This window comes from Actinomycetospora sp. NBC_00405 (genome assembly GCF_036044095.1).
GTDB lineage: Bacteria > Actinomycetota > Actinomycetes > Mycobacteriales > Pseudonocardiaceae > Actinomycetospora > Actinomycetospora callitridis.
The window spans coordinates 4,716,905-4,738,250 of record NZ_CP107938.1; the positions used below are offsets into that span (position 1 = coordinate 4,716,905).

A 21,346-nucleotide genomic window follows, 5' to 3' on the forward strand; every position below is an offset into this window, starting at 1 on the left:
GCCGTCCTCCTCGGACACCCCACGCCGACGTGACCTGGGCTACTCTGCCCGTACGTGCGGTCAGTTCACAAGGGGGCGTCATGACGGAGCCGGTGACGGTGGCCCCGGGTCGCGCGCGGGGTGGGCGGCGCGACGAGATCCTCGTGACCTTCACCCGCCACGTCGCGGAGCGCGGGTACGACCGCGCGAACTTCGGCGACGTCGCGTCGGAGCTGGGCCTGTCGAAGGGCACGATCGTCCACCACTTCGGCACCAAGGACCGCATGCTCGCCGAGGTCCAGGAGCGCTACATGCGCCGCGCGCTCGACGAGGCGCGCGCCTTCCTCGCCCGGCTCGACCGTCCGGAGCTCCGGCTCGCCGCGTTCGTCCACGCCGGCGTGCGCTACCAGACCGACGACCCGGCGACGACCATCGCGTTCCAGCGCGAGGTCGTCCGCCTCACCGACGAGCCCGGGATGGAGACCGCCCGCGCCCAGCGCGACGCCTACCGCGACCTCGTCGTCGGCGTCCTGCGCGACGGCGAGGCGGCCGGGGTGTTCGTCCCCGGGGATGCCCGGCTGCGCAGCCTGCAGATGTTCGGCTCGCTGCACTGGATGTGGACCTGGTTCGACCCGCAGGGCCGCCTCGCGCCCGGGGCCGTCGCCGCGGAGTTCTGCCGGACGCTGCTGCGTGGGCTCGGCGTGCCGGAGCCGGCCGTCGCGGAGGCCGCGGACCCGGACGGTCCGGCGGCGGTGTGCGCGCGGGACGTGGCCGTGGACTGAACGCGCCGGCGAGGCCGTCGGGACCTACTCCGGTCCGCCGATGTCCTCGAGCCACGCCTCCGGGTGCTCGACGGCGAAGCGCTGCATGAGGGCCGCGCAGGCCGGGTCGTCGAGGACGGTCACGTCGACGCCGTAGTCCGCCAGCCAGGAGTGCTGGCCGCCGAAGTTCTCGGCCTCGCCGACCACCAGGCGCGGGATGCGGAACTGGCGGATCAGCCCGGCGCAGAACCAGCAGGGCGAGAGCGTCGTGACCATCGTCGTGCCGCGGTAGTCCGGGCGGCGCCCGGCGGCCCGGAAGGCGGCGGTCTCGCCGTGGGTGGCGGGGTCACCGTCCTGGACACGGCGGTTGTGGCCGCGGCCGAGCAGCTCGCCGTCGGGCCCGAAGAGGGCGGCGCCGACCGGCACGCCCCCCTCGGCCGCACCGGTCCGGGCCTCCTCGAGCGCGACGGCGAGCATGGCGGAAGGTTCGATCACGGGTCCACGGTGCCAGCAGCGACGCGGGGATGAAGGGCCGATCGGCGGGGCATGCTGGAGCCGTGCCCGAGCTGCCCGAGGTCGAGAACGCGCGTCAGGTCGTCGAGAAGGCCCTCGACCGCACCATCTCGGGTGTCGACGACACCGACGAGTACGTGTGCCGCCCACACCACCCCGGCGAGATCGACCAGGCGCTGAAGGGCGGCCGGCTCGTCGCCGCGCACCGTCGGGGCAAGACGATGTGGTGCGACACCGTCACCGCCGACGGGGACGAGGGCCCCCACCTCGGCATCCACCTCGGCATGGGTGGCCGGATCTTCGTCACCGGCCCGACGGGCGACGCCAGCAGCCTCTACGCCGGCGGCGACCCGCACGTCGGCGGGATGCCGAAGAAGCCCGGTGAGCGACCGGACAAGCCCGAGTGGGACCGCGTCACGATCACCTTCGACGACGGCGGAGCGCTGCGGCTCTTCGACAAGCGACGCCTCGGTCGCGTGCACCTCGAACCCGCCGTCGAGGCCCTCGGCCCGGACGCCGCCGAGATCACCCGCGACGAGTTCCGGGCCCGCGTCGGCAAGGGGATCGTCGCGATCAAGGCGAAGCTGCTCGACCAGTCGGTGCTCGCCGGGGTCGGCAACCTGCTGGCCGACGAGACGCTCTGGCAGGCCGAGCTCCGCCCGTCGCGCCCGGCGGGCGAGCTCTCCGCCGACGAGCTCGACGACCTCCGACGCGTCCTGCGCAGGGCCACCCGCGCCGCGATCGCCCAGGGCGGGGTCCACACGGGCGAGGTCATCCCCCACCGGAAGAAGGACGCGACGTGCCCCCGGTGCGGTGCGCCGATGGAGCGCGGCGTCGTCGGTGGTCGGACGACGTGGTGGTGCTCGGCCGAGCAGGCGGACTGAGACCGATCACGCACGGGTACCAGCCGACCGGAACAACGACGTTTCGGAGGCACGGCGATGGCGCGCGCACGCGACGAGGAACCCGAGAACGCGGTGCTGCGGGAGGTCTGGCGGGACGTCCTGCGCCGCGACCCCCACCAGGAGTTCTTCCACTCCGACGTCCGTGGGGTGCTCCGCAGCATCGGGCCGGTGCTCGTCGAGCACCCGGAGTACACCGACGTCGTCGGGCGGCTCTGCGAGCCCGAGCGGGTCATCGTCTTCCGGGTCCCCTGGGTCGACGACAGCGGACGGGTGCGGGTCAACCGCGGGTTCCGGGTCCAGTTCAACTCCGCGCTCGGCCCGTACAAGGGCGGCCTGCGGTTCGCGCCGTCGGTGGACCTCGACGTCGTCAAGTTCCTCGGCTTCGAGCAGGTGTTCAAGAACGCCCTGACCGGCCAGGACATCGGCGGCGGCAAGGGCGGCGCGGACGTCGACCCGAAGGCGCTGTCGACGGGCGAGCTCATGCGGTTCTGCCAGTCGTTCGCCACCGAGCTGGCCAGCCACGTCGGCGCCGCCGTGGACGTCCCCGCCGGTGACATGGGCGTCGGCTCCCGCGAGATCGGCTGGATCTACGGGCAGTACCAGCGCCTCATCGGCTACCACGAGCCCGGCGCGTTCACCGGCAAGCCCGCGGTGCTCGGCGGCTCCGCGCTGCGGCCCGAGGCGACCGGTTACGGCGCCGTCTACTTCACCCGCCGGATGCTCGACGACCAGGGCCGCGACCTCGACGGCGCCCGCGTCGTCGTCTCCGGCAGCGGGAACGTCGCGCTCTTCGCGATGGCGAAGGTGATCGACTCGGGTGGGACGGTCGTCGGCTGCTCGGACTCGCGCGGGTCGATCTCGGAGCCCGACGGCGTGGACGTGGACCTCCTGCGCGAGATCAAGGGCCAGGGCGGCTCGGTCGCCGACTACGCCGAGAAGCGCTCGGGGGCGACGGCTTCGGACGGCTCGCCGTTCACGCAGGAGTGCGACGTCGCGCTGCCCTGCGCGACGCAGAACGAGATCGGCCCCGACGAGGCGCGTGCGCTCGTCGACCACGGGTGCTGGGTCGTCGCCGAGGGCGCCAACGGCCCGGTGACCCCGGAGGCGCGCGAGATCCTGCGCGAGGGCGGGGTCGGCTTCGGTCCCGGCAAGGCCGCCAACGCCGGCGGCGTCGCGGTGTCGGCGCTCGAGATGCAGCAGGCCGCCGGCCGTGAGCGGTGGAGCGCCGAGGACGTCGACGCGCGCCTCTCCACGATCATGAGCGACGCCTACGACCGGGTCCGCGAGGCCGCCGAGCGCTATCACGGCGATCCCGGGGACCTGGAGAACGGCGCGAACGCCGCCGGCTTCCTGCGGGTCGCGGAGGCGATGACGAGCCTCGGGGTGGTGTAGACCGACGCCATGGAACACGTCACGCCCGCCCCGTTCAGCTTCACCGAGCTGACCCCGACGGCGTTCCTCGACCGCGCCGAGCACGCCTTCGCCGCGCGCCCCGCGATCGTCGACGGCGAGCAGCGCTTCACCTACGCCGAGTTCGGTGCGCGGTCCCGGCGGCTGGCCGGTGCCCTGCACGAGCTGGGCATCGAGCCCGGGGACCGCGTGGCCGCGCTGGCCACCAACAGCCACGTGATGCTCGAGTGCCACCACGGTGTGCCCTACGCGGGCGCCGTCCTCGTGCCGCTCAACACCCGGCTCTCGGTCGACGAGATCGTCCACATCGTCGAGCACTCGGGCGCCCGGCTGCTGATCGCGACCCGCGAGCTCGTCGAGCAGGCCCGGGCCGTGGCCGAGCGCACGGGCGTCGAGCTGGTCGAGGAGGGCGAGCGCTACGAGTCGCTCGTCGCCGACTCGCCGCAGCGCGTCGTGCCGGTCACCGACGAGCGCGGCCTGCTCGCGATCAACTACACGTCGGGCACGACGGGACGTCCCAAGGGCGTCATGTACCACCACCGCGGCGCGAACCTGCAGGCGCTGGCCATGGCGTTCCACCTGCGGCTGGAGCCGGCGTCGCGCTACCTGTGGACCCTGCCGATGTTCCACTGCGACGGCTGGTGCTTCCCCTGGGCAGTGACCGCCGCGGGCGGGCTGCACGTGTGCCTGCGCGTGATCGACGCCGAGGAGATCTGGCGCCTGATCCGCAGCGAGGGCGTCACGCACTACTGCGCGGCGCCGACCGTGCTGACGATGATCGCCCACGCCGAGGCGGCGAAGGACGGGCCGGCGCCGGAGCGCGTCACCGTCGCGACGGGCGGCGCCCCACCGACGCCGACGCTGCTCGCGCGCATGAACGAGCTGGGCATGTCGATCACCCACCTCTACGGGCTCACCGAGACCTACGGTCCGGCCGCCGTGAACGACTGGCACCCCGAGTGGGACGACCTCGACGCCGACGAGCAGTCGCGGCTCAAGGCGCGCCAGGGCGTCGGCAACGTCGTCGCGCAGCGCCTGCGGGTGCTCGACGAGCAGACGGGCGCCGAGGTCCCGTCGGACGGCGAGACGATGGGCGAGCTCGTGCTGCGCGGCAACGACGTGATGCTCGGGTACTACCGCGACCCCGAGGCAACCGCGGAGGTGAACGCGGACGGCTGGTTCCGCACCGGGGACCTCGGCGTCGTCCACCCCGACGGCTACGTCGAGATCCGCGACCGCAGCAAGGACGTGATCATCTCGGGCGGCGAGAACATCGCGTCGGTCGAGGTCGAGCGCGTGCTGGACAGCCACCCCTCCGTCGTCGAGTCGGCGGTCGTCGGCGTTCCGGACGAGCGGTGGGGCGAGGTGCCCGTCGCGTACGTGACCGTGTCCGCCGAGGTCGAGGCCGACGAGCTGGTCGAGCTCGTCCGCACCCAGCTGGCGCGGTTCAAGGCACCGAAGCGCATCGTCTTCGGCGAGCTGCCCAAGACGTCGACGGGGAAGATCCAGAAGAACGTGCTGCGCGACCGCGGCTGAGGGCGGTCTCAGGGTCAGCGGCGGACCGTCGCTGACACCCAGTGTCCGTGTTCTTCCGTCGATCACGGCGCCTACCGTGACGGCGTGACCCCGCTGCCCTACGGATCCTGGCCGACACCGATCACCTCGGAGCTCGTCGTCACCGCGGGGGTGCGGCTCGACGGCGTGCGCCCCGACGGGCGCGGCGGCGTCGTGTGGGGCGAGGGGCGCGCCGGCGAGGGCGGCCGGGTCCAGCTGGTGCGCCGTGACGCCGACGGCAGGGTGACCGACCTGCTGCCCGAGGACGCCAACGCCCGCACCGGGGTCCACGAGTACGGCGGCGGGGCGTGGTGGCTGCACGAGGACACCGTCTTCGCCGTCGACTGGGCCGACCAGCGCCTGCGCCGCTACGCACCGGACGCTGACCCCGTCGTCCTGACCCCGGAGCCGACGGTCCCGCGGGGCGACCGCTTCGCCGACGGCGACGTCGCGCCCGACGGCACGTGGCTCGTCTGCGTGCGCGAGCACCACCCGCGCGAGGGCGCCCCGGCCACCGAGGTGGTCAACGAGATCGTCCGTCTCGACGCGCGGGCGCCGAGCGAGCCCGAGGTGCTGGTCACCGGCCCGGACTTCGTCGCCGCCCCGCGCCTGTCCCCGGACGCCCGCCGGCTCGCCTGGGTCTCCTGGGACCACCCGTCGATGCCGTGGGACGACACGGTGCTCACCGTGCGCGACCTCGTGACCGGCACCGAGACGGTCGTCGCGGGCGGGCCCGGCGAGTCGGTCGGGGAGCCGGTGTGGCAGGCAGGAGGGGAGCACGCCGACAGCGCGCTGCACTTCCTCTCCGACCGCGCCAGGGCGAGCGCAGCGACGGGGGAGGAGGACGGGTGGTGGAACCTCTACCGCTGGCACCCCGACGAGGGGGTGACCCCGCTCGTCGTCATGGACGCCGAGATCGGGCTGCCCGCCTGGCAGCTCGCCGGGGCGCGCCACGCGACGTTGCCGGACCGCCGGGTGGTCGTCGCGCGGTCCTCCCACGGGTTCGACGCCCTCGCCGTCCGGGCGCTCGACGGCACGGTGACGGAGCTGCGCACCCCGTTCACGACGATCCGGTCGGTGCGCGCCGACGGGTTCGGGACCGTCGTCTGTGTCGCCGGGTCGCCGACCTCCGAGCCGGGGGTCCACCGCATCGGGGTCGACGGGACCGTGGAGACGCTGCGGGCCCCGCGCCACCTCGGGCTCGACCCCGCGACGATCTCGGTGCCCGAGCCGATGACGTTCACCTCGACCGACGCGGCCGGCGCCCCGCGGGACGCCCACGCGCTCTACTACCCGCCGGCCACGGCCCACACCGGCCCCGACGGCGAGCTCCCGCCGCTGCTCGTCGTCCTGCACGGCGGGCCGACCGGGTCGGCGGCGCCGGTGCTCAACCTCGGGGTCCAGTACTGGACGAGCCGGGGCTTCGGGGTCGTCGACGTGGACTACGGCGGCTCCAGCGGATACGGCCGCGCGTACCGGGAGCAGCTCCGGGGCGCCTGGGGCGTCGTCGACGTCGCCGACTGCCTCGCCGCGGCGAGCGCACTCGCCGACGCCCGCCGGGTCGATCCGAAGCGTCTCGCCATCCGCGGTGGGTCCGCGGGCGGCTTCACGACGCTCGCCGCGCTGGCCCGCGACGACACCCCGTTCGCCGCGGGCGCCGACCACTTCGGGGTGGCCGACCTCGAGGCCCTCGCCCTCGAGACGCACAAGTTCGAGTCGCGCTACCTCGACGGCCTGATCGGCCCGTACCCGGAGGCGCGCGAGGTCTACGTGGAGCGCTCGCCGATCACGCACGTCGAGCGGTTCACGACCCCGCTGATCGTGCTGCAGGGCGACGAGGACGCGATCGTCCCGCCCAACCAGTCGGAGATGATCGTCGAGGCGTTGCGCCGCGGGGGCGTGCCCGTCGCATACCTGCTCTTCGCCGGCGAGCAGCACGGCTTCCGTCAGGCCCGGAACATCTGCCGCGCGCTCGACGCCGAGCTCGCCTTCTACGCGCGGCTGTTCGGCTTCACGCTGCCGCCCGGGGAGCGCATCGACCCGGTGCCGATCGAGAACCTCGACTGAGTCCGGTCCGTCCGGCGGACGCGGGTGGTGTCCACTTCCGTCGACGGGCGCGTCGGGTGCACAGTGAAGACGTCACTCCGGGTGAGGAGGGTGTGCCATGGCGACCTCACGACTGCGTCGGCTCTTCGGCCGCGATCACGACGAGCGGGAGGCCGACACCGCGCCGCCCGCCTACACCGGCGTGGGGGCGCCCCGCCCCTACGACCCGCCCCCCGGCGCCCCGGCGCCCGTCGCCCAGCCGACCCGTCAGATGCCGCCGGCGCAGGTACCCCGGCCCGCACCGTCGCCGCACGGCTCGGTGACGCCCGCGCAGTACGAGCGGGCGGGCCGGGACCGGCGTGCAGCCGACCAGCAGGTCGGCGTCTTCGAGCGCTTCGACGCCAAGCTGACCGCCCAGATCCACGAGGCCACCGAGGCCGAGCGGTACGACTACGTGCGCGAGCTCCTGTCGCGGCGCATCGCGGTGCGCTCGCGCCTGGAGGAGGCCACGCTGCGGCGCAACCGGCTGGTCCAGACCGAGGAGGACCTCGCCCGCAGCCTGGACGCGCAGACGGCCCGCGGGCGCCGGTGACCCGGCGCTGGGTGACTCAGCGCTGGGTGTGCGGCACGACGTAGACGGCCGTGCCGTAGGCGGCGATCTCGCTGGCGGTCTGGGCGATCTCGTTGCAGTCGAAGCGCAGGGCGAGCACGGCGTTCGCGCCGTGGGCCTGCGCCTCCTCCGCGAGCCGCCCGAGGGCCTCGTGGCGGGAGTCCGACAGCAGCTTCGACAGGCCCTTGAGCTCGCCGCCGGCCATCGCCTTGAAGCCGGCGCCCATGGTCGAGAACATGTTCCGGCTGCGGACGGTGAGCCCGAAGACCTCGCCGAACACGCGCGTGACCTCGTAGCCCGGGAGGTCGTTCATCGTCGAGAGCAGGATCGGGTACCGCTGACCCTGGAACTGACCCTGCGGCTGGCCCGTCTGCTGCGGCTGGTTCATGTGGCGGAGCGTAGCGACGCGACCGGACGTGTGGTGTGCCGTCCGCCGGGCGGTCGTCCGTCAAGTGAGCGCGTGCAGGGCGGCGCGCACCATGGCGACGAGCAGCGGGGCGGCGACGTCCGGGCGCGTGTGCCCGGCGCTGCGCGGCGTGGAGTTCATCAGGCCGAACGCGGCGTGGGCCCGGACCCGCGCGGCCTCCTCGGTCGCGGCGAACCCGGCCCGGCGCAGCGCGTCCACCCAGACCTCGACGTAGGCGCGCTGCAGCCCGCGCACCCGGCGCCGGGCGGCGTCGGGGAGGTTCGCGAGGTCGCGGTCCTGGACGGTGATGAGCTCGGGCTGGTGCAGCGCGAAGTCGGTGTGGAACGCGATGAGCGCCTCGAGCAGCTCGACGGGGTCGGTGGTCTCGGCCGCGCGTTCCCGGCCGCCGGCGAGCAGGTGCTCGCTGATGCCCACCAGCATCTCCGCGAGCAGGCCCTCCTTCGACGGGAAGTGCCGGTAGAGCGCCGGTCCGCTGACGCCGACCGCCGCGCCGATCCCGTCGATGGAGACGCCGTGGAACCCGTGGCGGGCGAAGAGCCGGGCGGCCTCGACGAGGATCTGCTCGCGGCGTGACGTCGTGACGGGCACGCTCGCACCCTACGGCCTCTTGCCAGGGGACGTGAACGGTCACTAACGTGAGCGAGCGTTAACGTGCGGTCCGCACGTCGACGTCGACGAGGAGGTCGCCCGTGGCTGCGCCGAGCACCGACCACGTGAGCGGAATCCGTGGCGATGGCCACGAGGACCGCGCACAGGGCGGGCACCACGCCCTCGTCGCCGACCTGCGCGAGCGGCTGGCCGTCGCGCGTCTCGGCGGCCCCGAGCGCAGCCGCGTCCGGCACGTCGAGCGGGGCAAGCTGCTGCCCCGCGAGCGGGTCGACGCCCTGCTGGACCCGTCGAGCCCGTTCCTCGAGCTCTCCCCGCTGGCGGCCACCGGGATGTACGGCGACGCGGCACCGGGCGCGGGGATCATCACCGGCGTCGGGCGGATCGCGGGACGCGAGTGCGTCGTCGTCGCCAACGACGCCACGGTCAAGGGCGGCACCTACTACCCGATGACGGTGAAGAAGCACCTGCGCGCGCAGGAGGTGGCGCTGCACAACCGCCTGCCGTGCATCTACCTCGTCGACTCGGGCGGGGCGTTCCTGCCGCAGCAGGACGAGGTGTTCCCCGACCGCGAGCACTTCGGCCGCATCTTCTACAACCAGGCGACGATGTCCGGGCTCGGCATCCCGCAGATCGCCGCCGTGCTCGGCTCGTGCACCGCCGGCGGGGCCTACGTCCCGGCGATGAGCGACGAGGCCGTGATCGTCCGCAACCAGGGCACGATCTTCCTGGGCGGCCCGCCGCTGGTGAAGGCGGCGACGGGCGAGGAGGTCACCGCCGAGGAGCTCGGCGGCGGCGACCTGCACGCGCGCACCTCCGGCGTCGTCGACCACCTCGCCGAGGACGACGCGCACGCGCTGTCGATGGTGCGCGACATCGTCGACACCCTGGGCCCGCGCGTGGCGCCTCCGTGGGAGCGGCGCCCCACCGTCGAGCCCGCGCACGACCCGAGCGAGCTCTACGACGTCGTCCCGGTCGACGGACGCACCGCCTACGACGTGCACGAGGTGATCACGCGCCTCGTGGACGGCAGCGCGTTCACCGAGTTCAAGCCGGAGTACGGGACGACGCTCGTGACGGGGTTCGCGCGGCTGCACGGGCACCCGGTCGGGATCGTCGCCAACAACGGCGTGCTGTTCCGGGAATCGGCGCTCAAGGGTGCGCACTTCGTGGAGCTGTGCGACCAGCGCGCGATCCCGCTGGTCTTCCTGCAGAACATCACCGGCTTCATGGTCGGGCGCGAGTACGAGGCGGGCGGCATCGCCAAGGACGGCGCCAAGATGGTCACCGCCGTCGCCACCACGCGCGTCCCCAAGCTCACCGTCGTCATCGGTGGCTCGTACGGCGCCGGCAACTACGCGATGAGCGGGCGGGCGTACTCGCCGCGCTTCCTGTGGATGTGGCCCAACGCGCGGATCAGCGTCATGGGCGCCGAGCAGGCGGCCACGGTCCTCGGCACCGTCGGGTCGTCCGACGCCGAGGGCGTGCGCGAGCAGTACGAGCACCAGGGCCACCCGTACTACTCGACCGCCCGGCTCTGGGACGACGGCGTCATCGACCCCGCCGAGACCCGCACGGTCCTGGGCCTCGCCCTCTCGGCGTGCGCCAACGCCCCCCTCGACGCGCCGCACTTCGGCGTGTTCCGGATGTGAGTCGATGTCAGCGGCGTGGCGCCGCTGACACCCAGTGTCCGCAATCTTCCGTCGATCTTCGCGAAACCGAGGCCACCGTGTTCACCAGCGTGCTGATCGCCAACCGCGGCGAGATCGCCGTGCGGATCACGCGGACCCTGCGCGCCCGGGGCCTTCGCGCGGTGGCCGTCTACACCGACCCCGACGCGGGGGCGCCGCACGTGGGCGCCGCCGACGTCGCGGTCCGCGTGCCCGACTACCTCGACGGCGCGGCGATCCTCGCGGCCGGCGCGGCGGTCGGTGCCGACGCCGTGCACCCCGGCTACGGCTTCCTCGCCGAGAACGCCGGCTTCGCCCGCCAGGTCGGCGAGGCCGGGATGACGTGGATCGGCCCGCCGCCCGAGGCCATCGAGGCGATGGGCGACAAGATCCGCGCGAAGGCCACCGTCGGCCCCGCGGGCGTGCCGCTGGTGCCCGGGTCCGACGGCACCGGGCTCGACGACGCCGCCGTCGCGGCCGCGGCCCGCGAGGTCGGCTTCCCGGTGCTGCTCAAGCCCAGCGCGGGCGGGGGCGGCAAGGGCATGCACGTCGTCGAGCGCGACGACGAGCTCGAGAGCGCCATCGCCGCGGCGCGACGCGAGGCCAGGAGCTCCTTCGGCGACGACACGCTGCTCGTCGAGCGCTACGTCACCGACCCCCGCCACGTCGAGATCCAGGTGCTGGCCGACCGGCACGGCAGCGTCGTACACCTCGGCGAGCGCGAGTGCTCCCTGCAGCGCCGCCACCAGAAGGTGGTCGAGGAGGCCCCGTCGGCGGTGCTCGACGCGCGACAGCGCCTCGCGATGGGCGAAGCCGCCGTCGAGGCCGCGCGCGCCTGCGGCTACGTCGGCGCCGGCACCGTCGAGTTCGTGACGAACTCCGACGCGAGCGAGTTCTTCTTCCTCGAGATGAACACCCGCCTGCAGGTCGAGCACCCCGTCACCGAGGAGGTCGTGCGGATCCGCGGGGCGCGGCTCGACCTCGTCGCCGAGCAGCTGCGCGTCGCCGCCGGCGAGCCCCTGGGCTACGAACAGGGCGACGTGGTGATCGAGGGGCACGCCGTCGAGGTCCGCCTCTACGCCGAGGACCCCGCCCGCGGGTTCCTGCCCACCGGGGGCACGGTCCTGGACCTGGTGTGGCCACCCCACACCCGTGTCGACGCCGGGGTGGAGATCGGCACCGAGGTCGGGTCCCGCTACGACCCGATGCTCGCCAAGATCATCGCCAGCGGCCCGGACCGCGCCGCCGCCCTCGACCGCCTCGACGCCGCGCTCGCCGCCACCACCGTGCTCGGGGTGCGCACCAACCTCGCCTGGCTGCGCACGCTCCTGAACGACGAGGACGTCCGCGCCGGTCGCCTCGACACCGGGCTCATCGCGCGCCTCGACCCGCCCGCCGACGACATCCCCGACGACGTCCTCGCCGCCGCGGCGCTCGCCGGCCTGCTCGACCTGCCCGCCGGCGACGCCCCGTTCGACCGCCTGGGCGGGTGGCGCCTCGGCGCCGACCCCTCGCCGGCGCGGTGGCGTCTCGTCCCCGCCGCGGGGGCGAGCGGCGACCCCGTCGACGTCGCCGTGGCGGGCCCGCCGCAGGACGCGAGCGTGACGATCGGCGCGGAGGGCGCACCTCGCAAGGTCTCCGCCCACCACGCGGGCCCCACCCTCGTCGTCACCCTCGACGGTGCCACCCGCGGCTACCGCAGCGCGGTCGCCGGCGGGGTGCGCTGGCTCGCGCGCGACGGCGACGCCTGGGCCCTGCGCGAGCAGGAACGCCTGCGGGCGGCCCGCACCGCCGCCGGGGGACAGGACGGTCCGCTGACCGCGCCGATGCCCGGCACCGTGACCGCCGTCGAGGTCGCCGAGGGCGACCACGTCACCACCGGTCAGCGCCTCGTCGTCGTCGAGGCCATGAAGATGGAGCACGTGATCTCCGCCCCGGTCGACGGGGTGGTCAAGGACCTGGCCGCGAAGGCCGGCGCAGCGGTCGCCCTGGACGCGCCGCTCGTCACCGTCGTGCCCGAATCAGGAGAATGATCATGCAGTTGTCCGAGGAGCACGAGGCCCTCCGCGCGACCGTCGAGGACTTCGCCCAGAAGGAGGTCGCGCCGGTCATCGGCGACTTCTACATCAAGGAGAAGTTCCCGTACGCGCTGGTCGCGAAGATGGGCGAGATGGGCCTGTTCGGTCTGCCCGTCGGCGAGGAGTACGGCGGCATGGGCGGCGACTACGTCGCGCTGTGCGTCGCGCTCGAGGAGCTCGGCCGGGTCGACCAGTCGGTCGCCATCACGCTCGAGGCCGGGGTGTCGCTGGGGATCATGCCGCTGCTGCGGTTCGGCTCCGACGAGCAGAAGCAGCGCTGGCTGCCCGACCTCGCGGCCGGCCGGACCCTCGGCGGGTTCGGCCTCACCGAGGCCGGAGGCGGCTCGGACGCCGGGGCCACCCGCACCACCGCGAAGCTCGACGGCGGGGAGTGGGTGATCAACGGGACCAAGGCGTTCATCACCAACTCGGGCACCGACATCACCTCGCTGGTGACGGTCACCGCCGTCACCGACCGCGGCGAGGACGGGAAGAAGGAGATCTCGGCGATCCTCGTCCCGTCGGGGACCGACGGCTTCACCGTCGCGCCGTCGTACTCGAAGGTCGGCTGGAACGCCTCCGACACCCACGAGCTCGTCTTCGACGACTGCCGCGTGCCCGAGGAGAACCTGGTCGGCACCCGGGGCCGGGGCTACGCGCAGTTCCTGTCGATCCTCGACGAGGGCCGCGTGGCGATCGCCGCGCTGTCCACCGGTGCCGCCCAGGGCTGTGTCGACGAGTCGCTGCGGTACGCCCGCGAGCGGGAGGCCTTCGGCGCCGCGATCGGGACCTACCAGGGCATCCAGTTCAAGATCGCCGAGATGGAGTCGCGCACCGTGTGCGCCCGCCTCGCCTGGCATGACGCCGCCGCGAAGATGTCCGCCGGGATGTCGTTCAAGAAGGAGGCCGCGATCGCGAAGCTCGTGAGCTCCAACGCGGCGATGGACAACGCCCGCGACGCCACCCAGATCTTCGGCGGCTACGGCTTCATGAACGAGTACCCCGTGGCCCGGCACTACCGCGACTCGAAGATCCTGGAGATCGGCGAGGGCACGAGCGAGGTCCAGAAGATCCTCATCGCCCGTCACCTCGGCCTGTGAGGGGCCTCCGGCCCACGTGAGTGATCCGGGTCGTCCAGACGACCCAGATCACTCACGTGCGCCGGAGGCGCATCTCCCGCAGGGCCAGGAACAGCGGGAACGTGAACGCCACGGCGATCACGAAGCTGAGCACCACGAGCAGCACCAGGCCCAGCGGACGGAAGCCGAGCCGGCGGCCCTCGACGACCATCACGATGCAGGCCGCGACGGCCATGACGATGATGTCGACGGCCGCCGAGGAGCTCGCGGCGTTGGCGAACCAGCCCCCGAGGTAGTCGGTGCCGCCCGTGGCGAAGAAGTTCAGGTTGAACCACCACGTCCCGACGAGGCCGACGAGCGACAGGACGAGGTAGACCGCGACGAGGGCGGGGTGGCCGGTGCGGGCGGGGGCGACGGTGGTCGGTGTGCTCATCGCTGGGTCTCCAGGACGGGTGTCGGGGTGGTGTGGGGGCGCAGGACGGCGGCGGTGGCCAGGGCCGTGATGACGACCAGCGCCGCGCCGACGGCGATGGTCGGGCCGTCCGGGGCGACGATCGATTGGCCGCGCAGGGCCTGCCAGACCAGGAGCAGCGTCAGCCCGGCCCAGAACCCGCCGGCGATGCCGACCAGCCGCGCCCGGACCGCCACGTCGCGCAGCACCGGCACGCGCGGTGCGAGGGCGAGCAGCGCGAACGCGAGCAACGGCAGGCCCTGCAGGGCGTGCAGGCCGATGAAGTGGCCGATCCGCAGGTCGCCGCCGGTGGTGCTCCAGCCGACCAGCGGCAGGGCCGCGCCGCCGTCGGGCACCCCGACCGCGTGCGCCCCGGCCGTCGGCATCGATCCCGTGGTGCTCGCGGCGGCGATCTGGGCGCCCGTCGGGCTCGTCATCAAGAACGCCGTGGCCATCCCGAGCAGGGTGACGACGAGGCCGAGCCGCACCGCCCGGGCGATGTCGACGGGCAGCGTCCGTTCGCGCAGCAGCAGGACGCCGAGCCCGGCGGTGGCGACCCAGAGCACGACGATCGTCGTCCCCATGACCGCCCAGACGGCCGTGTCGAACGCCGTGGCGACGTTGAAGTGGCTGGCGCGCCCGCGGACCACCTGCCCGACGATGGCGATCATCTCGATCGTGCCGGCGGCGGCGACGACGGCTCCGGCGCGGCGGGCCCACCGGCCTGCCGCCGGCGAGGTGACCAGCGAGATCATCCACACCAGCGTCGCGCCGTACAGGACGAAGCTGACCGAGAACTTCAGGGGCTTGGCCCAGATCGGCTGGCCGCCGAGGAGGCGCGGGTCGAGCGCGAGCCCGGCCAGGCACACCGCGGCGAGCACGGCCATGGCGACGGTGAACACGGCCAGGGAGCGTGACTCCCGGGCGAGTGATCGGATAGTGGCACTGTCCATGAACGGAGAGTAGAACTATCTGAGTCGGACGTCCAGAGGGGAGCGGGATGCGGGTCGCGGAACTGAGCCGCCGGTCGGGCGTGAGCGTCGCGTCGATCAAGTACTACCTGCGCGAGGGCCTGCTGCCGCCCGGCGAGCTCACGAGCCCGAACCAGGCGTACTACGACGAGGAGCACCTGCGCCGCCTGCGCCTGGTGCGCGCGCTGCTCGACGTCGGCGGGCTCACGGTCGCGGGCGCCCGGGACGTGCTCGCCACGGTCGACGACGAGCAGGTCGACCTGCACCACGCGCTCGGGACCGCGCAGGACGCGGTGATGGCGCGTGTGCAGCCCGTCGAGGACGACGCCTCGGTGCGGGCGGAGAAGGTCGTCGCGGACCTCGTCGCCCGCCGCGGGTGGCGGGTGACCGAGAACAACGCGGGCCGGCGCGCGGCGGTCGACGTCATCGCGACCCTCGACCGGCTCGGAGGCGACCAGGTCGTCGGGCTGCTCGACGTCTACGCCGAGGCGATGGAGGCCGTCGGCGACCGGGAGGTCGCGGCGGTGGTCGACCGCGACGAGCGGGAGGGCTCGGTCGAGCGGGTCGTCGTCGGCATCGTCCTCGGGGGCGCGCTCATCGCCGCGCTGCGCGGGATGGCCGAGGAGTCGGCGTCGGCCCGGCGGGTGGGCCCCGGCGAGGAGCGCTAGCGTCCGGTCAGTGTCAGGGTCAGCTCGCCGCTGTTGCGGTGGTTGGGAACCTGGCTGCTGGTGATCTGGCTCTTAGCGTCGGTGCCGCCCTAGAGGCTGGCGAGCATGCGTTGTGCCGATCATCCGTGGCTGGGACCGGCCGGCGTGACTTGATAGGAGCGTGGCTGCGCCCCCACTGAGGTGTGTCCGCCGGCCGGCCCAGCTGTGTCCCTCACGGCTCAAGAGAGGAGACCTCTCGATGGTGCTCACGGTCGGGGTCGATGTCCACAAGGACACCCATACCGCGGTGGTGGCCGACGAGCTGGGGCGCGAGTTGGCCAAGCGCACGGTGTCGGCCACCGATACCGGTCACCGCGCTCTGGTCGGCTGGGCCGCCCGGCACGCGGCGGGCGAGCGGACCTGGGCGGTCGAGGACTGCCGGCACGTCTCCACCCGCCTGGAGCGGGCCCTGCTCGGCGCCGGGGAGCAGGTGGTGCGGGTGCCGCCGAAGCTGATGGCCGGCGCCCGGTCCTCGGCGCGCACGCGGGGCAAGTCCGACCCGATCGACGCGCTGGCGATCGCGCGGGCCGCGCTGCGTGAGCCCGACCTGCCCGTCGCCGAGCACGACCAGAGCTCGCGAGAGCTCAAGCTGCTGGTCGATCACCGCGAGGACCTCGTCGCCGAGCGCACCCGGATGCAGAACCGGCTGCGCTGGCACCTGCACGAGCTCGACCCCGGGATCGACCCGCCCGCGCGGCGCCTGGGCGAGATCGGTCTGCTCGACGCGCTCGCGGCGCGGGTGGCCGAGCAGCACAGCGGGATGGTGGCCCGGCTGGCCGGTGAGCTGCTCGCCGACATCCGTGAGCGCACCCTGCGGATCCGGGCCCTCGAACGTGAGATCACCACGTTGACCCGGCAGGCCGCGCCCCGGCTGCTCGAGCTGCCCGGGTGCGGGGCGCTGACCGCGGCGAAGATCGTTGGGGAGACCGCCCGGCCGGGACGGTTCCGCTCCGAGGCCTGCTTCGCGATGCACGCTGGCGCCGCCCCCATCCCGGCGTCCTCGGGGCGCACCGACCGCCACCGCCTCGCCCGCGGCGGCAACCGGCAACTCAACGTCGCTCTGCACCGCATCGCAGTCACCCAGACCCGTCTGCCCAACAGTCTCGGGCAGGCCTACTACCAGCGGCGACGCGCCCGAGGCGACACCACCATGGAAGCCCTACGAGCCCTCAAACGACGCCTGGCCCGCGTCGTGTTCAACCTCCTCCAACCCCCGACGACCACCGTGCCTGCCTCGCAGCCCACGGCGGCTTGACATAGGAGCAACGCGTGGCCGCACAGATCGACTTCCCGTCCCGCATCGGCGTCTGGTGGACCAGCGACTCCTGGTCGATGCCGGACGCGCAGCAGGTAGCCCGCGACATCGAGGCGATGGGCTACGGCTCGCTGTTCTACGGCGAGGCCTACGGCAAGGAGACGCTGACCCAGGCGGGCGCGTTCCTGGCCGCCACCGAGCGCCTCGTCGTCGGCACCGGCATCGCCAACATCCACGCCCGCGACCCGATCGCCGCCGAGTCCGGCGCGCGCACGCTCACCGCGCTGCACCCGGGGCGCTTCGTCCTCGGGCTCGGGGTGAGCCACGCGCCGCTGGTCGAGCGCGGCCGCGGCGGCACGTACGAGAAGCCGCTGGCCACGATGCGCGACTACCTCGCGCGGATGGCCGCGGTCCCCGAGCAGATCGAGCCCGGGGTGGGCCGTCCCGCCCGTCTCGTCGCCGCCCTCGGCCCGAAGATGATCGAGCTCGCGGGCGCCGAGACCGACGGCGTGCACCCCTACCTCGTCCTCCCCGAGCAGAGCCGCGTGACCCGCGAGGCCCTGGGGCCGGACAAGTGGGTCGTCACCGAGCAGGCCGTCGCCGTGGGCGACGACGCCGAGGACGCGATGCGCCGCGCCCACGCGCACCTCGAGGTGTACTCGGGCCTGCCGAACTACCGGAACTCCTGGCTGCGCCAGGGCTTCGAGGAGTCCGACCTGGTCCGCGGCGGCTCCGACCGCCTCGCGCGGGCCCTGGTGGGGATGGGCGACCTCGAGACCGTGGCGGCGTCGGTGACGGCGCACCTCGACGCCGGTGCGGACCACGTGCTGGTCCAGGCGTTGGGCGACGGGGCGGGTGGGGGCGTCACAGCCGACCCCCGCCCGGCCCTGCGCGAGCTGGCGGCCGCCCTGGGTCTGTGAGCGAAGTTCACGGCTATGGCCGTGAACTTCGCTCACGTACGGAGGTCGGTCCGGATCGGGTGGCCGGGCGGGATCTCGACGAGGACGATCGCGCGGCCGTCGGGGTCGGCGAGCCAGCACTCGTCGAGCCCCCACGGCTCGCGCACCGGCTCGCGCGTGATCGTCACGCCCCTGTCCCGGAGCTCGGCGACGGCGTCGGGCAGCGAGCGGACCTGCAGCCACAGCGCGTCGTCCCCGACCGCGACCGCTCCCGCCTTGGAGAGCTCCAGGTAGCCGGTGCCCAGGAAGAACACCACGCCGCCGGGGAACTCGCGGGCCACGGCGAGGCCGAGGGTCTCGGCGTAGAACGTCCGGGAGAGCTCCCAGTCGCGCGGACGCACGAGGATGCGGCTCGAGAGGATCTCCACGGGCGTTCCCTCCGTCTCGTGTCACGATTGGCCCGGTGACCGGCGGGAACCTCAGCAAGGTGAGTTCTGCCGAGCCCGACCCGAGGCGCTGGCGCGCCCTGGCGGTGTGCCTGATCGCCGGGTTCATGACGCTGCTCGACGTCAGCATCGTCAACGTCGCCCTGCCCGCGATGCAGCGGGGGGTCGGCGCGTCGTCGGCCGAGCTGTCCTGGGTCGTCTCGGGCTACGCCCTGACGTTCGGACTGGTGCTCGTCGCCTCGGGACGCCTGGGCGACGACCGCGGGCGCAAGAAGATGTTCCTGCTCGCGCTCGCGCTGTTCACGCTCACGAGCGCCGCGGCCGGGATCGCGCCGAACGCGGAGACGCTCGTCGCCGCCCGGCTGCTCCAGGGCGCGGCCGGCGGGATGCTCAACCCGCAGGTCATCGGCTTCATCCAGCAGCTGTTCACCGGCCGCGAGCGCGGCCGGGCGTTCGGGCTCTTCGGCGCCGCGATCGGCATCTCCACCGCGATCGGCCCGCTGCTCGGCGGCCTGCTGCTGCAGTGGGGCGGCGAGGCCGACGGCTGGCGCTGGGTGTTCTACGTCAACGTCCCGATCGGCGTCGCGGCCCTGGTCCTCGGCGTCCGCCTGCTCCCGAGGGACGCGCCCACGGCGACGGACCGGCGGCCACTCGACCTCGTCGGGGCCGTCCTGCTCGGCGGCGCGGTCGTGGCGCTCATGACCCCGGTCGTGCTCTCCGAGCAGGACCCGGCGAACGCGCCGTGGTGGCTGCTGGGAGTCGCCCTCGTCCTGCTGCTGGCCTTCGTCGCCTGGGAGCGCCGGGCCCGCCGCACGCACGGGCACCCGCTGGTGAACTTCGGCCTGCTGCGCACCCGGAGCTACGCGTTGGGCACCTCGCTGGGACTGCTCTACTTCGCCGGCTTCACCGCGATCTTCTTCGTCGTCACCCTGTTCCTGCAGAACGGCCGCGGCTACACCCCGCTCGAGGCGGGACTCGCCCTGACGCCGTTCGCGCTGGGCTCCGCCGTGACGTCGGCGATCGGCGGCCGCCTGGTGTCGCGGCTCGGCAAGTCGCTGGTCGTCCTCGGGCTCCTCGCGGTCGCCGTCGGGCTGGTCGCCGTCGACGTGGTCCTGCGGCTCGATCCCCAGCAGGTCGGCTGGGCGATCGCCGGGCCGCTCCTGCTCGCCGGCATCGGCAGCGGCTTCGTCATCGCGCCGAACCAGACCCTCGCGCTCGAGGAGGTGCCCCCGCGGGAGGGCGGCACGGCGGCCGGCGTCCTGCAGACCGGGCAGCGCATCGGCTCGGCGGTCGGCATCTCCGCGGTGGGGGCGGTGTTCTTCGGCCAGCTCACCGCGACGGGCGGCGACTGGTCGCTGGCCATCAGCCAGGGCCTGATCGGCGCCGTCGCGTTCGTCGTCCTCGCCCTGCTGCTCGGGCTCGCCGACCTCGCCCTCGACCGCCGTCGTCGGCGCGCCGCCGCCGCCGAGGGGTCGACGGCGGAGGAGGCGCCCGCCCACACCCCCGTCCCGCACCACCCCGTCGCGGTGGACGCATCGACCCTGCGGGGCCGGGTCACCGACCGGCAGGGGGACGGGCTCGGGAGTGCGACGGTGACGCTCGTGGGGGCCGACGGCCACGAGGTGGCCGTCGCCGCGGTGGACGAGGACGGGACCTTCCACCTCGAGCCGCACGAGGCGGGCACGTTCCAGCTCGTCGCCCGGGCCGACGGCCACCCGCCCGAGGTGGGCTGGGTCGCCGTCCCGGCGTCCGGCGAGGTCGTCCGCGATGTCGCGCTGGGCAGCCGGTCGTCGACGGCGGATTGAGGCGTCCGTCCGGGGGTACTCACCCGTCCGTCCAGCGCGCCGGAGGCGGCGCGTGGTGAGGAGGCTCTCATGGCGCAGGAAGACAAGGTCGACAACAAGGCCCAGGAACTCAAGGGCAAGGTCAAGGAGGGTCTCGGCAAGGCGGTCGGCAACGAGCGCCTCGAGGCCGAGGGCAAGAAGGACCAGACCGCCGGCAGCCTCAAGAACGCGGGCGAGAAGGTCAAGGACGCCTTCCGCGACTGACGCCGAACACCGTCGGCGGGGCGGCCCGCACCGGGCCGCCCCGCCGACGGTTCCTCACAGGCGCTTGAGGGGCGGCGGCGCAGCGCCGTCGTCGCCCGACAGGGACGCCTGCGCCGGCGAGCGCGCCAGCACCACGACTCCACCGAGCGCGAGCACCAGTCCCAGCACGAAGGCCGGCGTCCAGCCCGGCCGCACGGAATCCCCCAGCGCCACGAGGCCGAGCAGGCCCGGCGCCAGCGTCTCGGTCACCGCGAGCACCGCCACCACCGGGCCGACCGACCCCCGACCCAGGGCCACCGTGTAGAGCGCGAGCCCCAAGAGCGCGAAGCCGAGCAGGGTCCAGATCACCGGGTCGGCCACCGCCTGGCGGGCCATCTCGCCGAGGGACCCGTCGAGGTCGATCATCCGGACCGCCACGGCGGTCCCACCGAACGCGAGCCCGGCGAGGAACGACACGAGCATCGCGCGGCGGCTGCGGATGGCGATCGGTACCGACACCCCCAGCAGGACCAGGAAGACGATCACGAGCGCGACGATCCCGGCCGTCGTGGGCCGGACGCGCTCGTCGTCGACGCTCGCGCTGGCCACCAGCAGCGCGAGGCCGAGGACGTTCGCCCCCGCCGCCGCGAGGTCGAGGCGCCGCAGCGGGGTGTCGAACACCCAGTGCGACGCGATCACCGTGATGCCGACCTGACCGGCGACGATCGCCTGCACGGCGACGATCGGCATGTAGCGCAGGGCGAGCACCGTGAGCACCCAACCGCCGATGTCGAGGGCGAGCCCGCCGAGGTACATCGGGTGCAGCACCACCGTCGCGGCCCGGGTCGCCCGACGGGTGGCGCTCGCCTCCAGCAGCGCCGCACCCGCGTTGGCTCCTGCCGAGGCGAGCGCGAAGAGCAGGCCCAGGAGGAGCACACACCCAGTCTGCCTT

General features: G+C 73.8%; 21 protein-coding genes. 14 read left to right on the plus strand and 7 right to left on the minus strand.

Translation table 11 applies throughout. From position 1 onward, the window contains the following. The first annotated feature begins 80 nt into the window (after positions 1 to 80). Positions 81 to 761: a TetR/AcrR family transcriptional regulator gene (locus OG774_RS23300; RefSeq protein ID WP_328304762.1), complete on the plus strand. Its 681-nt coding sequence runs from the start codon at positions 81 to 83 to the stop codon at positions 759 to 761. Between the two features lie 24 nt (positions 762 to 785). Here the strand turns inward: OG774_RS23300 and OG774_RS23305 are convergent, their stop codons facing one another. After that, positions 786 to 1,217: a nucleoside deaminase gene (locus tag OG774_RS23305; protein ID WP_328311105.1), complete on the minus strand. Its 432-nt coding sequence runs from the start codon at positions 1,215 to 1,217 to the stop codon at positions 786 to 788. A gap of 80 nt (positions 1,218 to 1,297) precedes the next feature. On the opposite strand from OG774_RS23305, the gene OG774_RS23310 reads away from it, so the two are divergent. From OG774_RS23310 to OG774_RS23330, 5 genes are all read left to right on the plus strand, one after another. Next, entirely contained in the window at positions 1,298 to 2,137 is an 840-nt protein-coding gene (locus tag OG774_RS23310) for an Fpg/Nei family DNA glycosylase (RefSeq protein ID WP_328304763.1), read from the plus strand. A 57-nt stretch (positions 2,138 to 2,194) separates the two neighbouring features. Continuing rightward, positions 2,195 to 3,550 (plus strand): NADP-specific glutamate dehydrogenase, encoded by a 1,356-nt coding sequence (gene gdhA, locus OG774_RS23315; RefSeq protein WP_328304764.1) that lies wholly within the window; start codon positions 2,195 to 2,197, stop codon positions 3,548 to 3,550. 9 nt (positions 3,551 to 3,559) lie between these two features. Continuing rightward, complete coding sequence (locus OG774_RS23320; RefSeq protein WP_328304765.1) at positions 3,560 to 5,104, plus strand: acyl--CoA ligase family protein; 1,545 nt, start codon at positions 3,560 to 3,562, stop codon at positions 5,102 to 5,104. Positions 5,105 to 5,188: 84 nt separating this feature from the next. Continuing rightward, complete coding sequence (locus OG774_RS23325) at positions 5,189 to 7,189, plus strand: S9 family peptidase (protein WP_328304766.1); 2,001 nt, start codon at positions 5,189 to 5,191, stop codon at positions 7,187 to 7,189. Between the two features lie 97 nt (positions 7,190 to 7,286). Further along, positions 7,287 to 7,760 (plus strand): hypothetical protein, encoded by a 474-nt coding sequence (locus tag OG774_RS23330; RefSeq protein WP_328304767.1) that lies wholly within the window; start codon positions 7,287 to 7,289, stop codon positions 7,758 to 7,760. A gap of 16 nt (positions 7,761 to 7,776) precedes the next feature. Here the strand turns inward: OG774_RS23330 and OG774_RS23335 are convergent, their stop codons facing one another. Beyond that, positions 7,777 to 8,166, minus strand: a complete 390-nt coding sequence (locus tag OG774_RS23335) for a YbjQ family protein (protein ID WP_328304768.1) — start codon at positions 8,164 to 8,166, stop codon at positions 7,777 to 7,779. Positions 8,167 to 8,226: 60 nt separating this feature from the next. Then, positions 8,227 to 8,793 carry an SACE_7040 family transcriptional regulator gene (locus tag OG774_RS23340; protein ID WP_328304769.1) on the minus strand — a complete coding sequence of 189 codons (567 nt, stop codon included), beginning with the start codon at positions 8,791 to 8,793 and terminating at the stop codon, positions 8,227 to 8,229. A gap of 125 nt (positions 8,794 to 8,918) precedes the next feature. Here OG774_RS23340 and OG774_RS23345 point away from each other — a divergent pair, with 125 nt between their 5' ends. From OG774_RS23345 to OG774_RS23355, 3 genes are all read left to right on the plus strand, one after another. Beyond that, positions 8,919 to 10,463 (plus strand): carboxyl transferase domain-containing protein, encoded by a 1,545-nt coding sequence (locus OG774_RS23345; RefSeq protein WP_328311107.1) that lies wholly within the window; start codon positions 8,919 to 8,921, stop codon positions 10,461 to 10,463. Between the two features lie 77 nt (positions 10,464 to 10,540). Continuing rightward, the gene (locus tag OG774_RS23350; protein ID WP_328304770.1) at positions 10,541 to 12,514 is read left to right on the plus strand and encodes an acetyl/propionyl/methylcrotonyl-CoA carboxylase subunit alpha; all 1,974 of its coding nucleotides are present in this window, start codon (positions 10,541 to 10,543) and stop codon (positions 12,512 to 12,514) included. Beyond that, complete coding sequence (locus OG774_RS23355) at positions 12,511 to 13,659, plus strand: acyl-CoA dehydrogenase family protein (protein ID WP_328304771.1); 1,149 nt, start codon at positions 12,511 to 12,513, stop codon at positions 13,657 to 13,659. Before OG774_RS23350 ends, OG774_RS23355 begins: the two co-directional genes overlap by 4 nt. A gap of 52 nt (positions 13,660 to 13,711) precedes the next feature. Here OG774_RS23355 and OG774_RS23360 read toward each other — a convergent pair whose 3' ends face one another. Together OG774_RS23360 and OG774_RS23365 are read right to left on the minus strand one after the other, a co-directional pair. Beyond that, the gene (locus tag OG774_RS23360) at positions 13,712 to 14,071 is read right to left on the minus strand and encodes a DUF2834 domain-containing protein (RefSeq protein ID WP_328304772.1); all 360 of its coding nucleotides are present in this window, start codon (positions 14,069 to 14,071) and stop codon (positions 13,712 to 13,714) included. Next, positions 14,068 to 15,042 carry a hypothetical protein gene (locus OG774_RS23365; protein ID WP_328304773.1) on the minus strand — a complete coding sequence of 325 codons (975 nt, stop codon included), beginning with the start codon at positions 15,040 to 15,042 and terminating at the stop codon, positions 14,068 to 14,070. Before OG774_RS23365 ends, OG774_RS23360 begins: the two co-directional genes overlap by 4 nt. Positions 15,043 to 15,089: 47 nt before the next feature. Between OG774_RS23365 and OG774_RS23370 the strand changes: the two genes are divergently transcribed. From OG774_RS23370 to OG774_RS23380, 3 genes are all read left to right on the plus strand, one after another. Continuing rightward, the gene (locus tag OG774_RS23370; protein ID WP_328304774.1) at positions 15,090 to 15,728 is read left to right on the plus strand and encodes a MerR family transcriptional regulator; all 639 of its coding nucleotides are present in this window, start codon (positions 15,090 to 15,092) and stop codon (positions 15,726 to 15,728) included. Positions 15,729 to 15,966: 238 nt separating this feature from the next. Next, positions 15,967 to 17,022 (plus strand): IS110 family transposase, encoded by a 1,056-nt coding sequence (locus tag OG774_RS23375; RefSeq protein WP_328303693.1) that lies wholly within the window; start codon positions 15,967 to 15,969, stop codon positions 17,020 to 17,022. Positions 17,023 to 17,036: 14 nt separating this feature from the next. Continuing rightward, positions 17,037 to 17,942: an LLM class F420-dependent oxidoreductase gene (locus OG774_RS23380; RefSeq protein ID WP_328304775.1), complete on the plus strand. Its 906-nt coding sequence runs from the start codon at positions 17,037 to 17,039 to the stop codon at positions 17,940 to 17,942. Positions 17,943 to 17,974: 32 nt separating this feature from the next. On the opposite strand, the gene OG774_RS23385 is transcribed toward OG774_RS23380, so the two are convergent. After that, on the minus strand, positions 17,975 to 18,349 hold the full coding sequence (locus OG774_RS23385; protein WP_328304776.1) for a VOC family protein: 375 nt from the start codon (positions 18,347 to 18,349) through the stop codon (positions 17,975 to 17,977). A 59-nt stretch (positions 18,350 to 18,408) separates the two neighbouring features. Between OG774_RS23385 and OG774_RS23390 the strand changes: the two genes are divergently transcribed. Beyond that, positions 18,409 to 20,172 (plus strand): MFS transporter, encoded by a 1,764-nt coding sequence (locus OG774_RS23390; RefSeq protein ID WP_328304777.1) that lies wholly within the window; start codon positions 18,409 to 18,411, stop codon positions 20,170 to 20,172. 69 nt (positions 20,173 to 20,241) lie between these two features. Further along, a complete protein-coding gene (locus OG774_RS23395; RefSeq protein WP_328304778.1) occupies positions 20,242 to 20,415 on the plus strand; it encodes a CsbD family protein in 174 nt (57 codons plus the stop codon). A gap of 54 nt (positions 20,416 to 20,469) precedes the next feature. Here the strand turns inward: OG774_RS23395 and OG774_RS23400 are convergent, their stop codons facing one another. Further along, positions 20,470 to 21,330: a hypothetical protein gene (locus tag OG774_RS23400; protein ID WP_328304779.1), complete on the minus strand. Its 861-nt coding sequence runs from the start codon at positions 21,328 to 21,330 to the stop codon at positions 20,470 to 20,472. Positions 21,331 to 21,346: the final 16 nt, after the last annotated feature.